General features: G+C 28.6%; 12 protein-coding genes and 2 pseudogenes. 13 read left to right on the top strand and 1 reads right to left on the bottom strand.

The features are described from left to right. Positions 1–81: 81 nt before the first annotated feature. Positions 82–567 carry a helix-turn-helix domain-containing protein gene (locus DQM95_RS08810; protein ID WP_037592655.1) on the bottom strand — a complete coding sequence of 162 codons (486 nt, stop codon included), beginning with the start codon at positions 565–567 and terminating at the stop codon, positions 82–84. A 273-nt stretch (positions 568–840) separates the two neighbouring features. Here DQM95_RS08810 and DQM95_RS08805 point away from each other — a divergent pair, with 273 nt between their 5' ends. From DQM95_RS08805 to DQM95_RS08750, 13 genes and pseudogenes are all read left to right on the top strand, one after another. Then, the gene (locus tag DQM95_RS08805; protein WP_046389689.1) at positions 841–2,190 is read left to right on the top strand and encodes a hypothetical protein; all 1,350 of its coding nucleotides are present in this window, start codon (positions 841–843) and stop codon (positions 2,188–2,190) included. Between the two features lie 321 nt (positions 2,191–2,511). Next, positions 2,512–3,132, top strand: a complete 621-nt coding sequence (locus DQM95_RS08800) for a hypothetical protein (RefSeq protein ID WP_037592656.1) — start codon at positions 2,512–2,514, stop codon at positions 3,130–3,132. 6 nt (positions 3,133–3,138) lie between these two features. Then, complete coding sequence (locus DQM95_RS10090; RefSeq protein ID WP_037592659.1) at positions 3,139–3,552, top strand: hypothetical protein; 414 nt, start codon at positions 3,139–3,141, stop codon at positions 3,550–3,552. Beyond that, positions 3,531–3,857, top strand: a pseudogene (locus DQM95_RS10085) (GNAT family N-acetyltransferase); the annotation flags it as partial. The gene DQM95_RS10090 and the pseudogene DQM95_RS10085, both read left to right, overlap by 22 nt. Positions 3,858–3,976: 119 nt before the next feature. Then, complete coding sequence (locus DQM95_RS08790; RefSeq protein WP_037592660.1) at positions 3,977–4,630, top strand: hypothetical protein; 654 nt, start codon at positions 3,977–3,979, stop codon at positions 4,628–4,630. 827 nt (positions 4,631–5,457) lie between these two features. Then, a complete protein-coding gene (locus DQM95_RS08785; protein WP_037592661.1) occupies positions 5,458–6,618 on the top strand; it encodes an MFS transporter in 1,161 nt (386 codons plus the stop codon). Between the two features lie 224 nt (positions 6,619–6,842). Continuing rightward, positions 6,843–7,526, top strand: coding sequence for a CTP synthase (locus DQM95_RS08780; protein ID WP_037592664.1), 684 nt, complete (start codon positions 6,843–6,845; stop codon positions 7,524–7,526). Positions 7,527–7,688: 162 nt separating this feature from the next. Beyond that, a pseudogene (locus DQM95_RS10165) lies at positions 7,689–8,045 on the top strand (GrpB family protein); the annotation flags it as partial. A 15-nt stretch (positions 8,046–8,060) separates the two neighbouring features. Beyond that, positions 8,061–8,543, top strand: a complete 483-nt coding sequence (locus tag DQM95_RS10160) for a GNAT family N-acetyltransferase (RefSeq protein WP_196295977.1) — start codon at positions 8,061–8,063, stop codon at positions 8,541–8,543. 100 nt (positions 8,544–8,643) lie between these two features. Beyond that, complete coding sequence (locus DQM95_RS08770; protein ID WP_037592666.1) at positions 8,644–8,892, top strand: hypothetical protein; 249 nt, start codon at positions 8,644–8,646, stop codon at positions 8,890–8,892. A 788-nt stretch (positions 8,893–9,680) separates the two neighbouring features. Continuing rightward, a complete protein-coding gene (locus tag DQM95_RS08760; RefSeq protein ID WP_037592670.1) occupies positions 9,681–10,364 on the top strand; it encodes a GNAT family N-acetyltransferase in 684 nt (227 codons plus the stop codon). 240 nt (positions 10,365–10,604) lie between these two features. Next, entirely contained in the window at positions 10,605–11,396 is a 792-nt protein-coding gene (locus DQM95_RS08755; protein WP_111686006.1) for a PhzF family phenazine biosynthesis protein, read from the top strand. A gap of 178 nt (positions 11,397–11,574) precedes the next feature. After that, on the top strand, positions 11,575–13,293 hold the full coding sequence (locus DQM95_RS08750; RefSeq protein ID WP_111686005.1) for an ATP-dependent nuclease: 1,719 nt from the start codon (positions 11,575–11,577) through the stop codon (positions 13,291–13,293). Positions 13,294–13,541: the final 248 nt, after the last annotated feature.

Here is a 13,541-nt window from a genome sequence, read left to right as displayed (position 1 = left end):
TATTTGTATCTTAGCTAAGTACAACTCTATGATAGATGATTTAGTCTTGCTTCGATTTCAAGAATCTTGAAAGTATCGGACTTAAATTTGTGCAACGAGTGCAACAAATTCAATTAACCATACAGCTAAGCTATCAGCGATTTGGTAAGAAGCTTCTTCCTCAGGAAAATCGGGGAAGAATTCGTAAAGGGCAGATGCCAATATTGAAAGATTTTGTTGAATATCTAGCTCTTTTATTTGAAAGAGTTCCTTTGTAGAGTTGAAACCACAAGTAAGCATTAGCTCGGTAAGTTGAATAATGAGTAACTCACAGAAACCATGGCTAGGAAAGAAGACACGTTTAACATTTGGTAAACCCAGCGTTTCTTGCAGGGCTTCCGCAGTATCTAAGGTGAGGTTGCGTTTACCTTTTAGAATTTGACTAATAGCAGGGGCTGAAATCAATCGGATTTCATCATTAAAGTAGTAAGACACTTCGTTTTGAGGAATTTCTTGGTTAATCAATTCTTGTTTGATAGATTGACCGAGCAATTCACAATAGAGGGTTCTAAGTTCAGATTTTAGCATAAGTAGTCCTTTCCAGTCCTCAGACGAAAAGAAACAAAATTACCGAGTGGATACAAAAAAGCACAACAAAGAAACGGTTAAACGGTAATATGCATAACTAAATCCTTATCAGTTAGTAATCATATTGTTTCAATCCGTCCTTTGGTGCACCTATGGACTATGTGTTTATCCCTAGTTAGGGTTAATGACATTATAAAATTAAAAAAGTGGTATAATTTAGGTAATTATTTTAAAAATAGAATAAAAAAACACCACATTTATAAAAGGAATATTATGTTATTTGAAAGAACGAAGCAGTATTTTATTGATTGTGCTTCGATTAGACTAGATTCAAAAATTGAAATTTTAAATGATGAACGAAAAGTAAGAGCTTCTAGGGAGTATTACTGGTATACTGGACAAGAGAAAAAAATTAATAAGAAATATAAAAAGCTTACGAATAAAGAAATCTCTTCAAATAATGCTCCATTAATTAGCCTCATAAGAAGAGGGAAAATAACCTCGAAGAACCCATATCTTTATACGCCTAACTCAATAGAAGATGTATTAAATAATTGTAAAATGGATGAACATGGAACCAAGATAGGGTTGAATTCTATTGAAGAAAAAAAATATATACAACGTAATATAATGTTTGAAACATATGATGAGATTTGTTTTGGAGATAGCTCTGAACAATGGGAATTACAATCTTTTTTATCATCTGTTATTATTTTAGATATTCTTTTTGAATCTTATGAAGAAAATCTATGGAGGATAGTTTTAGGCTATATGCCACTTAATATTGAATTTGAAAAGTTAAGATTAAAGGTAGTTGATATTCATAAAGTATATAACATACTTTTTGAGGAGCATTTTGAAATGTTTATGACAGGTATTTTTCGAGCTACAGAAAAAGCTCTTAATGTTAGTGGTTCATTTTGGGAATATTATGAGGAGTGTGTAAAAACTGGATCAAAAAACATCAATAAAATAGCGCTTATTGATGTTTATCTAAATGAATTTTATAATGAGATTTTAAAGAAAAAAATAGATGGATTTATTAATAATAGTAGTTATTATGGATACAAGGAAAAATATATTCAGGAAAATAGTACTTATCAAAGCTTAGAGTCAATTATTTCAATTCAACAGGAGATGCATTTGTATCAAGGTGATTTGAAATCAGAGGAAATTAAAGAAAAATATAGTAATGAAATATGGGATCATAAATTATTAAATACTCTAAACAAAGATAATATGGATAAAGTACTAGGTAAGTATACTGATCAATATTTAGATTATGAAGATATTGATGCGATATATGCAACATACATATTAGATTTATTGGAAAAATTACTTTATTCATTAATTAGTTTTCAAAGTTTTAGAGAGGAAGATTCTCATTGGCAAGGTAATTACTTAGGTTACGTAAAAAAATATCAATATGGTAATGAAATTTTACATTATTTAAAAACAGGTGATAGGGAAACTTTGAGACCTATGATTTATCAAAATTTACAATGGAAAATAAGTGGAAATTCAAGAATAAATTATTTTATAAAAAAACATCCTGAAAGTGACTTAGCAATTAAAGAAAAAGAAATAAATGAATTAATAAGTCAGGAGAAATTTGGGAAATAATAGATGAAATAAATCAAATGTGGTTTATTTAGTTACATGGGAATACTATTGTAGATAGATGTATAATATTAATTAGTGAGTAAATTTTGGTAGATGAAAATTGTAGTGCAAACAGGTAGTCTAAGTGATGAGAGATATTTAGCTTTCATTAAGATAAAGAATTGCAAATGCTATGATCTCAAAAAAATATAGAGAAACTGTTTAAATCTTAAAATTTATTTTTATGTCTAACTGCGTTCTAGTATTAATTTCATACCATTTTTTATTTCACTTTGAATTTTATTTTGAGTATAAATTAAAATATTTTGGACAGGTTACAACATGAAAAATTATGATTTAAAAGATTTTGTAAAAATGAATTTTGCAGATGAATTACCAGATGAAAACTCGAAAGCAATGATTCATCTTAACACTATGTTAAGGGAGCTTGAGTCAACTTTTGTAACACTAGAAATAATAAAAATTGTAAAAGATGAGTGGCATGATAGAGCAATGAAAGCGACTATTAGTTATGATATTTCAAGAAATGTAATTTATGAATCGCTGTATTATAGAGTAGTATTCGGAATAACTAAAATTTTTGATATTAGAGAAAAAAATGGTATTTTTAAAATACTTTCTAAGCAGAGACATAATTCTAAGGATAAGTTTCTTTTATCAATTTTGAAAACTATACAAGATGCTGTTGATAAAGAGCAAAAAAATATCGATGAGATAAAATTAATTCGAGATAAACTTTTAGCACATTTAGATAAAGAGATGGTTTTTTCAGCAGAAAGATTAAATATCGGTATTGTATATTATTACCTTGAGTCAATTGATATAAAGTCAATATATATTGGTTGTGTTGAGTTATATAATTTTTTATTTGAAGCTAATTGGAAAGAAGTTGAAATTCCTGAAAGAGAAATAATATTAAAAAAATTTTTTCTTGAAGATTAGTACACTATGATTTGGAATTTTTGGATATATGCCCTAGGAATGATTATTGGTGCCTGGTCATATAATTTTGATTCAGGAACAAGTAGTGCAATGCTGTTTGAGTCTTCAAAAGAAGCCGGACTTGAGGAAAAGTATTTAAAGTATACTAGCTTTATTTCAGGTATTTCCGAAGCAACTAGAGCTCTAGGAATGGTTATAGCAGGTTTCTTTGTTCATGGACTTTTGGACATTACCTACATGATTCAGATAGCCTTATCACTTTTAGCAATATTGGTTATTTCGTTTATGAAAGAGCCAAAAGTTAAAAAACAAAATGAAGTTAGTTCAACTTTTAGAGATATCTATAAATCGGTCTTAATGACATTTAAAACCAATCCAAGATTAATAAAGTGGATGGAGTATTTTATTCTTCAGAATTAAAACGAACAGTAATGGCAACTGAAGCACAATATTTGGTAATGAAGTACGTCTTCGAAAATCTTCGATATCGTCGTTATGAGTGGAAATGTGATAGTTTGAATGCACCTTCTCGACGTTCTGCAGAGCGATTAGGGTTTACATATGAAGGAACGTTTAGACAAGCTGTAATATATAAAGGTCGAAACAGAGATACAAATTGGTATTCAATTTTGGATAAAGAGTGGACTGAAAATAAAGAACGATTGGAAAGATGGTTGGATAAATCCAATTTTGATGAAAATGGAAATCAAATTAAACCCTTGTAATGAATTTTGAAAAGTACTTTACAAAATATTTAATAGTGACTCCATAAGAGAATATAGTTTAAGTGAATTTTGGATGTATGTAATATGATAAATTTTCGGGAAAATTAGATAGGGGAATTATGTATTTTTTGATTAGTTTGATTTTTACTTTTATTATTGCATATGTGATTGGTAACACACAGAAAGATAATAAATTATTGAATTATTTGCTTTTGTTTTTTTTGTTAACTGATATATATTATGTGGGGAAATATTTGATTAAATATATACCTATATTTATTAACCATACAATCAAATATTTACAAAATATGACTTCAAGTTTAGATGCTGTAGTTTTGGTTGCTTTAATCACAGGCTCTATATCAATATTAATTTCAATTTTTTCAAGATATTATGATAATAGAAATAAACGTAGAGAGTATCTGTCTGCTAAAAGGGAAGTTCCATATTCTGAGTTTATTGAACTTGTTTATAAAATGACTCAAAATGGGAGCAATGGATTTTCATACTCCCAAGAAGAAATGATCAAGGATATAAGTAGTTTTAACAGTAAGTTGTCACTTTGGGGCTCTCCTAAAGTAGTGAAAAAGTGGAATGCTTTTAGGAAAAGTTCACTTGAAGTTAAATCTGAGGATGATCCAGAACTTCTTATTTTGATGGAAGAGGTAATGAATGAGATGAGAAAAGACTTAGGTGTTAAATCGGTTGGAAAGGGAAGTTTACTTTCGTTTTTTATTAATGATATTGAAAATGTGGTTAAAAAAAGTAAATAGCTTTAAATGAAATTAAGCATATATAAATTCATTTTAGTATTCTTATATAGAGAAGTATTACAATATTTGAATTTTTTGAACAGAAAAAAGTAAGATTACATGAAAGAAGACTTGTCTTGAGTAATGAAAAAATAGAACTCACTTTATAAAAATTTGATAATGCTTATTTATTAGATGAATCTCATCTTGTAATTAATTATTGATAGTTAAAAAATAACGAAGGAGTATAAAATAATATACTAAGTCTTAGTAAAGTCTAAAAAAGAAAAAACTTAATAATAAAAAATCGTCTTTCAAATCTGAAAGCGATTTTTGTACATTTTGATACTGTCTTTTTCTATTTTTTGTCTTATTATAATAAATTTAAGCGATTTTAGTTGGTCTTAGTAAATTTTAAAAGGCTTAAAATTAACCTTTCTGACAATTTCGAGACTTAAAAAATTGTGGAACAAGTCTGGCATATTCATCCTAAGATTTCATTCTCCTTAGTAAAAGTGATTACTGTAATATTATAGCATAGGAAAGGTTGGGTGTCATAAGGTTAAGATAATATTGAATTAAGTTAGTAGATGGATAGTCTATGTTTGTTCAAAAGACTAAACCAATCAGAAAGGATGTTTCTGAGATGGTAGTAAGAACTTTAATTATTTCAAAAGAAGATTATGCTATAATAGGTTTATTAACGATAAAAACATATATTTACAAAAATTTTGATAGAAGGAGATTTGAATAGTTTAACTGTTCAATTGGAGGAAAGATGTAGGCACAATGATTGTTTAGTCAGATATGACTCATAACTAGAATTTTAAAAAAAGGAATGTGAATATATGTTTAAACAATCGTATAAAAGTAATATTACTCTGCTTGGAGCATGTGAATTATTTAGTTTTTTTGGTATTACCTCTTTTTGGCTTTTATTTTTAAGTCAAAATGGGATGAGTCTCTTTCAAATTGGTCTCCTTGAAAGTTTATTTCATGGAACGAGTCTAATTTCCGAGGTTCCTTCAGGAATGTTGGCAGATCGTTTTACCTATAAGACTAATTTGTATCTTAGCCGTTTTTCAACCATCTGCTCAGCTTTTCTAATGCTAATGGGGAATGGCAATTTTTGGATATATGCTTTAGGAATGATTATTGGTGCCTGGTCATATAATTTTGATTCGGGAACAAGTAGTGCAATGCTGTTCGAGTCTTCGAAAGAAGCTGGACTTGAGGAAAAGTATTTAAAGTATACTAGTTTTATTTCAGGTATTTCCGAAGCAACTAGAGCTTTAGGAATGGTTTTAGCAGGTTTCTTTGTTCACGGACTTTTGGATATTACCTACATGATTCAGATAGGTTTATCTCTATTAGCAATATTGGTTATTTCGTTTATGAAAGAGCCGAAAGTTAAAAAACAAAATGAAGTTAGTACAACTTTTAGAGATATCTATAAATCGGTATTAATGACATTTAAAACCAATCCGAGATTAATAAAGTGGATGGTAATCAGCCAAACACTAGTTACTTTTACTTCAATGTTTTATTTCTATTATCAAAATGAAATGACTCAACTACAATCTTGGCAAATTAGTTTAACGATGTTAATCTCTTGTTGTATCAATATATTTGGTGTTTGGATTGCCAGTAAGATAGGTGAAAGATTGTCAGCAAGACAAGTCTTTAAGATGATAATCCCCATTTCAGCGTTCTTATTTATTTTAGCTATGTATGCTCATCCTGCTATGTATGTTGTCATCTTCATAGTTAGTGATGGACTTGTGGCTATGTTTATACCTATATACAATAATGACATCCAGCAAGAGTTTGAAACTCATATCAGGGCAACGATGTTAAGTGTTAACGCTATGATTGGAAGCTTTATAATGATTTTTATTTTTCCTTTAATAGGTATCATTATTGATTCTTTAAGTTTTTCAATCACATTTATGTATCTAGGAATTTTCCTTTTATTTGTAAGTATTGGGATATTAAAATTTGTTAAATAATAATAAAAAAACTAATCAGACAAATTGTTATTTGCTGGTTAGTTTTTTTGTAAGACTTAGTTATTTCTATTTGGTCAAGATATATGACACTAACTAAAGTTCTCGATATGAGACTTTTTAATTATCGATTTGATGTAAAAATTATATAATATGATTAAATTATTTTTTTAAAGCTAGCATATTGATGTACTTAGTTTGGATTTTAATTGAGGGGGCAAAGTCATTTGAAAGAAAAAAAGATACTTTTAGTAGGTGATCGGAAAGATAGTACTAATCATTTAGCAATAGAGAAGTGTTTCCACGTGTATAATAATGGGAGAAAAATAGTATCTTTTGAGTGGGTATCAACACAAAAGATAGATTTAGAGGTAATACAGCATTTTGATGGTGTTTGGCTGACTCCAGGAGGACCATATCAAAACGATGAAAATGTTTTACAGTTGATCAATTATATGAGACTAAAAGTCGATATTCCTTTCATTGCAAATTGTAGTGGCTTTCAATATTCAATCATTGAATATTTTAGAAATTCGGTTGGATTACCAGATGCAACATCAGAAGAATTATACAATGGAGCTCTTCATAAGGTAGTAAATAAGTTGACTTGTTCTTTATCAGGAAATATTTCACAAGAACTCCGAATAGCCAAAGGAACCCTTCTTCAATCAATTATTATGAAGGATAGTTACTTAGGTTGGTACAATTGTAATTATTCATTAAATAATAGATACAGTTCACAATTAATCAATCAAGGAGATTGGGTGACCTCTGCCACATTTGGGGATGAAATAAGAGCTTTAGAGCTACCAAATAAACATTTTTATTTGATCACACTTTTTCAACCAGCAATGGAAATTGAACATGGTCTGATTAGTCCAATCATTTTGTCTTTCTTTGAACAATTGTAAAATTTAGATAGTGTATTATTGCTGCACCTATCAAATGGAGGGTATATGAAAGTCAGATTATCAGAGTTTAATCCTGAATGGAAAAAGCAATATCAGGAAGAATGTACTCTTTTAAAAAGTATATTAGGAACAGAAATTTTAAGGTTATAACATTTTGGAAGTACGGCGATTGAAGGAATGAAAGCTAAGCCAGTTATAGATATAATGGTAATTGTTAAAGATATTCAAGTGATTGATCATTATCAAAAAATACTTGAGGATGCCGCTTATGACTATGCTGGGGAGTGGGGAATTATCGGGAGACGACTGCTACGAAAAGGTGGTGACAATAGAAGTCATCATATTCATATTTATCAAGTAAGTAATGTTAAAGAAATCGAAAGGCATTTAATGCTTAGAGATTATTTAAGAATAAAAGGAAATGAAGTAAGAAACTATAGTAAGTTCAAAGAGAAATTATCAAATCAATTTGAAGATACTTGTGATTATAGTAAAGCTAAAAAAGATTATGTTCAAAAACTTGAAAAAAGAGCAATGAAGTATTTTGAAAAACAAAAAAATATGAATCCAATTATTAAAGAAGCAAATTCGAGTCAAGCAGATTTGTTGTCAAAAATCGCTTTTGAAAGTAAAAAATATTGGGGATATTCTGATGAGTTTATGGAAAAGTGTCGAGAAGATTTAACTGTAACAGCGACTTATATTGAAAATAATTTAGTCAAAGTTATTTATTCTAATCAGCTAGTTGCCGGCTTTTATGCATTTGATTTTAAAATGATGATGTTAGATGCTTTGTTTGTCTCACCTTCCTTTATTGATAAGAAATTTGGAATACTTTTGTGGAATGATTTAATTGATGAACTGAAGGACAGACAAATAAATAAGTTTACATTTGATAGTGAGCCTAATGCAGTTGGCTTTTATAAAAAAATGGGAGCAGTACAGGTTGGAGAAACTATTTCCTCTGTTGATAAAACAAGAAGATTGCCATTTATGGAATGTGAGGTTATACGATAGATCTTTTACTGTTCAGACCAAGGTGTGGATCAGAATATCTATGAATTTATATTGTTTTAATTATTGATTTTAAATTCAAAAATGAAATGAGGATATATTGATGTTTAAAAAAATAGAAAAAGATTCTTTTTATTATGGTGCTTCTGTAATACTATTAACAACTGTGGATCCAGAAAGTGGGGCAGATAATATTACACCAATTAGTTCTTCTTGGACACTTGATAAATACTTTGTTCTGGGTTTAGGGGTTGAGAATAAAGGGTTTAAAAATCTTAAAATAAACTCAGATCTAACACTAAATATTCCTAGTAGTAAATATGGAAACAAGTTGAATCTATTAGTAGGCTAACTGGAAGCAAAGATATCCCTGAATATAAAAAGTTATCAAATTATCAATACTGTGAAGATAAATTTTCTTATGGTAATTTTACCAAACTTAGCGGACATACAGTACAAACAAAAAGAATTCAAGAGTGTCCAATCCAAATTGAAGCAAAAGTGACAGAAATTATGATTAGAGATGGCTTTGGAATAGTTGAATGTAAGGTATTGAATATAATGGTTGACGAAAATATTTTATACAACGATAACTATTTAAATGTGAGCAAGTGGGAACCACTTATTTATAAGTTTAGAGAATATGTTACCACAAGTGGTAAACTAGGTGTAAACTTCAGGTTTGACGAGCACTTAGACGAGGGAAATTAGAATTCGAAATAGATGAGAGAGTTATTTTAAATATAAAAAGTATTTTGGATATGGTGGGTTGTAGTATTTTATTTCACTTAATAATTAAATAATGACGTTGCATGAGATAAAAGTTTAGTTAGCTTTATTTAGTGACAAGTATCTATTTGTGTTGGCTTGAAGATGATTATACAAGTGATAGGTTAGTTGTCAGTATTATATAGGAATTTTATTAGTTACAGGATTATGGTGTGAATCTTTTTACTAATAAGGTATTTAGTGTCAACCCTGACGGTGTTGTGCTTTAGATGAGCTGATTAAAGAGAATTTAATGTAGAAAATAGCTAAAGAAAATAAGCATTTTGAAACTGCATTATAAAAAGTAGATTGAAAAAGTATTTTTTCTCAAACTACTTTAAGGCAGTAATAGTTAAAGAATAGGGGATAGAAATGAGATATAATAGTTTTAATCAACCGTTAGGAGAACTTGTTGAAAATGATACAAAAGTTTATTTACCAAAAATTGGTGTTCTAGTAGGTGATTCCGTTAGAATTGAAAAAATAAATCAGAGTCATTTTGAAGACTTGTATAAAATCTATGGGGAAAATTCACCCGAAGAAAATTTTACGTACATGTCTTTTAGTAAATTTAACGATAAAAATGAATTTAATATTTTTTTTCAAAAAATGTTACAGTCAGAAGATCCTTATTATTTGACTATTATTGATAGTGACACTAACACAGCTGTAGGGACATTTTCATTAATGCGTATTGACTCAAAAAATAGAGTTATTGAGATGGGTGGAGTATTTTATTCTTCAGAATTAAAACGAACAATAATGGCAACTGAAGCACAATATTTGGTAATGAAGTACGTCTTTGAAGATCTTCGATATCGTCGTTATGAGTGGAAATGTGATAGTTTGAATGCTCCTTCTCGACGTTCTGCAGAGCGATTAGGATTTAAATTTGAAGGAACGTTTAGACAAGCTATAATATATAAAGGTCGAAGCAGAGATACAAATTGGTATTCAATTTTGGATAAAGAATGGCCTGAAAATAAAGAACGATTGGAAAGATGGTTGGATAAATCCAATTTTGATGAAAATGGAAATCAAATTAAACCCTTGTAATGAATTTTGAAAAGTACTTTACAAAATATTTAATAGTGACTCCGTAAGAGAATAGCCTTATTACTCATAGAATAGAGAACCATTGTTACAGAAACTTCAGAGATTGTAAGTGAATGTGCATTACATTACAAATTGTTGAGGGATAAAATTATCTTGAAATAGAAAATCTTTTAGAAAAAATAGCATTGGTATAATAGGATTCTTCATTTTATGTTTTACTTGAAAAGATAGGAATGTGATATGTTACCTTATTATGTTGTGAATGCTTTTACCAATAAGGCATTTAGTGGCAACCCTGCGGGGGTTGTGGTTTTAGATGAACCGATTAAAGAGGATTTAATGCAGAAAATAGCTAAAGAAAATAAACTATCTGAGACTGCATTTATTTTAAAAGAAAAAGATCTATATAAGATTAGATGGTTCACACCAGAAAAAGAAGTGGATTTATGTGGGCATGCGACTTTAGCAAGTACCTATGTAATTTCACGTTATCTTGAAGATGATTTAAGTCATATCACTTTCTCTTCAAAGTCAGGACTTCTAGAAGTAACTATTAGTGGTGAAGATATAACGTTATTTTTTCCAATGGTTGACGTTAAGCAAGTTCCAATAACAGCGATGATGAGAGAATCGATTGAATCTACTATCCTGGAAGCTTATCGAACAGCAGATGAAGAGCATCTTGTTTTATATCTGGAAAATCAAGAATCTATAGAGAATTTCAAAATTGATTTAGAGAAAATTAGTCAATTAGCACCACATGGAGTGACACTTACAGCCCAAAGTTCAGAAAAAAATATTGATTATGTTCTTCGTTACTTTGCACCAAATTATGGTATCAATGAAGATCCTGTTACTGGCTCAGCACAAACGCGTCTAGCACTAATTTGGGCGATAAAACTTGGAAAAAAACGATTAATAGCTAAGCAATTATCTGAAAGACAAGGGTTGATGATGATTCATTTGGAAGAGCATCTTGTTAAAATATCAGGACAAGCTAATTTATATCTGAAAGGTAGTATTGATATTTAGTACTTGAAAGCTAACAATTTGAGTGAAGTAGGAGTATACTAATGAGAAAACGAGAAATGACTCTCATCTGTTGTACTATAATATAGGAAAAGTTTTATAACTGTTTATATTATTTTGCTTATTAACTATTAAGTTATTTGAAAGCTAATTAATAAACAATTTATGAAGGATATTAAAAATGAATAATATAAATATTGATTTTCCCTCTGTAACCATTAGAGAAATTACTTTTAATGATGGTAAAACGATTGTATTTAATAATGATGATATTGTTTTACTTGTTGGCGGTAATAATGCGGGAAAGAGCCGTACCCTAAAGGATTTGAGAGACGATTTAAATGGAATATCAAATACAAAAGTATTAGTAAAGAAACTAGAGTATGAAACTTTTGGTTTTTCTGAAAACAAACTTAGAGATTATTTTGAAAATAATTTTGAAAAAAATACTTATGGGCAATACTGTGTATGGATAGATGATAACAGTTCTTATTATTTTGATTCTAATTCTTTTAGTGATATTTATGATAAAAAAAGTTTTTATAAAGCATTATTCTCATTCTTATCAACTGAGAATCGTTTAGTATTAACAAGGCCTATAGAATTGAATTATGCGTATAATATGCAGAGTCTAAATATTTTGAAAAAACTTGAAAGAGATTTTGATTCGATTAATAAATTAAACCAAGCTTTAGATTCAGGCTTTCAAAAATCAATTGAAATATTTGAGGAATATGTAGATAGGAATATAATAAAGAAATATAAAATTAGTGATAGTTATACGATTACTAAAATTCTTAAATTAGATAGCCGAGAAAAAATAAATCAGCTAAAACAATTAGAAGATTTACAAGATCAAGGGGATGGAATTCGAAATACAGTTGCAATATTATCCTCGCTAATTGTTAATGAAAATTCATTAATATTAATTGATGAGCCGGAAGCATTTTTACATCCTCCTCAAGCTAGAACGTTAGGTAAAAATGTAGTTAAGTTATCTAGAGATAAACAATTATTTATCTCAACTCACAATATTGATTTCATTAGAGGTGCTCTTGAAGAAGATGCTTCAAGAATCAAAATAATAAAAATAGATAGACTTGGTAGTCAAAATGTATTTAATTTAATTGATAATTCCAGTATCAGTAAAATTTCTAGTGATAAGAATTTGAAGTATACAAATATTCTAAATGGATTATTTTATAATCAGGTTATTTTGTGTGAGAACGAAAGTGATTGCAAGTTTTACTCTGCAATATTAGAATATGTAGATTTAACGACTTATCAAAATACATTATTTTGTGCAGTTGGAGGAAAAGAACAATTTAAGAAAATTGTACCTTTACTTAAAGATTTGAGTATAAAGTATAAAATAATAGCTGATATTGATTTAATAAATAATATTGATAGTTTAAAACAATTGTTAAATTCATCTAACCCTAATTGTTATAGTAAGATAGCTCCTAATCATAAAAAATTTATAGAAAAATTCCAAAAAGAAACCAATAGTCAAGTAAAGACCCAAGAAGAAATAAGAAATGAGATTAATCAAATATATAATACTGATAAATTTATGTCACCACAATCAGTTGAGCAAATAAAATCAATTTTAAGAGAGATAAACAGTTTAAAACTCTTAAAAACTGGTGGGAAAAGTATTATCCCTCAAGGTGAGTGTACAAATCTATTCAATTATATAAATGAATTTCTAAAAGAAAATAATATATTTATTTTGGATTGTGGTGAGATAGAACGTTTTGTACCAGATGTACCTGGGCATGGAAATAATTGGGTCGAAAATACTTTTATAAAATATGCTGAAATTGAAGCAGAAGTTTATCATGAAGCTCGGAATTTTATGAAAATGATATTAAATCATAATAGTAAAATAGTTAATTGATATTCTATAAAATGTAGATCAAAGGAACTAATTATGAGTGATATTTTATTAGCTGGAAGTAGCACTTTTTCAGTATTAAATATCATATGTGGCTACCATAATTTCAAACTTGCCATATTATGTTGATAATAAATTTACAAAAAAATATAAAAATAGCTTTCATCGATTCGATGAAAGCTATTTAAGTACATTTTGATACTGTCTTTGTCTATTTTTTGTCTTATTGTAATAAATTTAAGTGATTTTAG

This window comes from Streptococcus uberis (assembly GCF_900475595.1).
Classification (GTDB): domain Bacteria; phylum Bacillota; class Bacilli; order Lactobacillales; family Streptococcaceae; genus Streptococcus; species Streptococcus uberis.
This window is presented reverse-complemented; position numbering and strand designations above follow the sequence as displayed.

Coding starts and splice junctions, on each gene's coding strand:
- DQM95_RS08810 (WP_037592655.1), bottom strand. CDS start 567: ATGCTAAAATCTGAACTTAGAACCCTCTATTGTGAATTGCTCGGTCAA.
- DQM95_RS08805 (WP_046389689.1), top strand. CDS start 841: ATGTTATTTGAAAGAACGAAGCAGTATTTTATTGATTGTGCTTCGATT.
- DQM95_RS08800 (WP_037592656.1), top strand. CDS start 2,512: ATGAAAAATTATGATTTAAAAGATTTTGTAAAAATGAATTTTGCAGAT.
- DQM95_RS10090 (WP_037592659.1), top strand. CDS start 3,139: ATGATTTGGAATTTTTGGATATATGCCCTAGGAATGATTATTGGTGCC.
- DQM95_RS08790 (WP_037592660.1), top strand. CDS start 3,977: ATGTATTTTTTGATTAGTTTGATTTTTACTTTTATTATTGCATATGTG.
- DQM95_RS08785 (WP_037592661.1), top strand. CDS start 5,458: ATGTTTAAACAATCGTATAAAAGTAATATTACTCTGCTTGGAGCATGT.
- DQM95_RS10160 (WP_196295977.1), top strand. CDS start 8,061: ATGAAGTATTTTGAAAAACAAAAAAATATGAATCCAATTATTAAAGAA.
- DQM95_RS08770 (WP_037592666.1), top strand. CDS start 8,644: ATGTTTAAAAAAATAGAAAAAGATTCTTTTTATTATGGTGCTTCTGTA.
- DQM95_RS08760 (WP_037592670.1), top strand. CDS start 9,681: ATGAGATATAATAGTTTTAATCAACCGTTAGGAGAACTTGTTGAAAAT.
- DQM95_RS08755 (WP_111686006.1), top strand. CDS start 10,605: ATGTTACCTTATTATGTTGTGAATGCTTTTACCAATAAGGCATTTAGT.
- DQM95_RS08750 (WP_111686005.1), top strand. CDS start 11,575: ATGAATAATATAAATATTGATTTTCCCTCTGTAACCATTAGAGAAATT.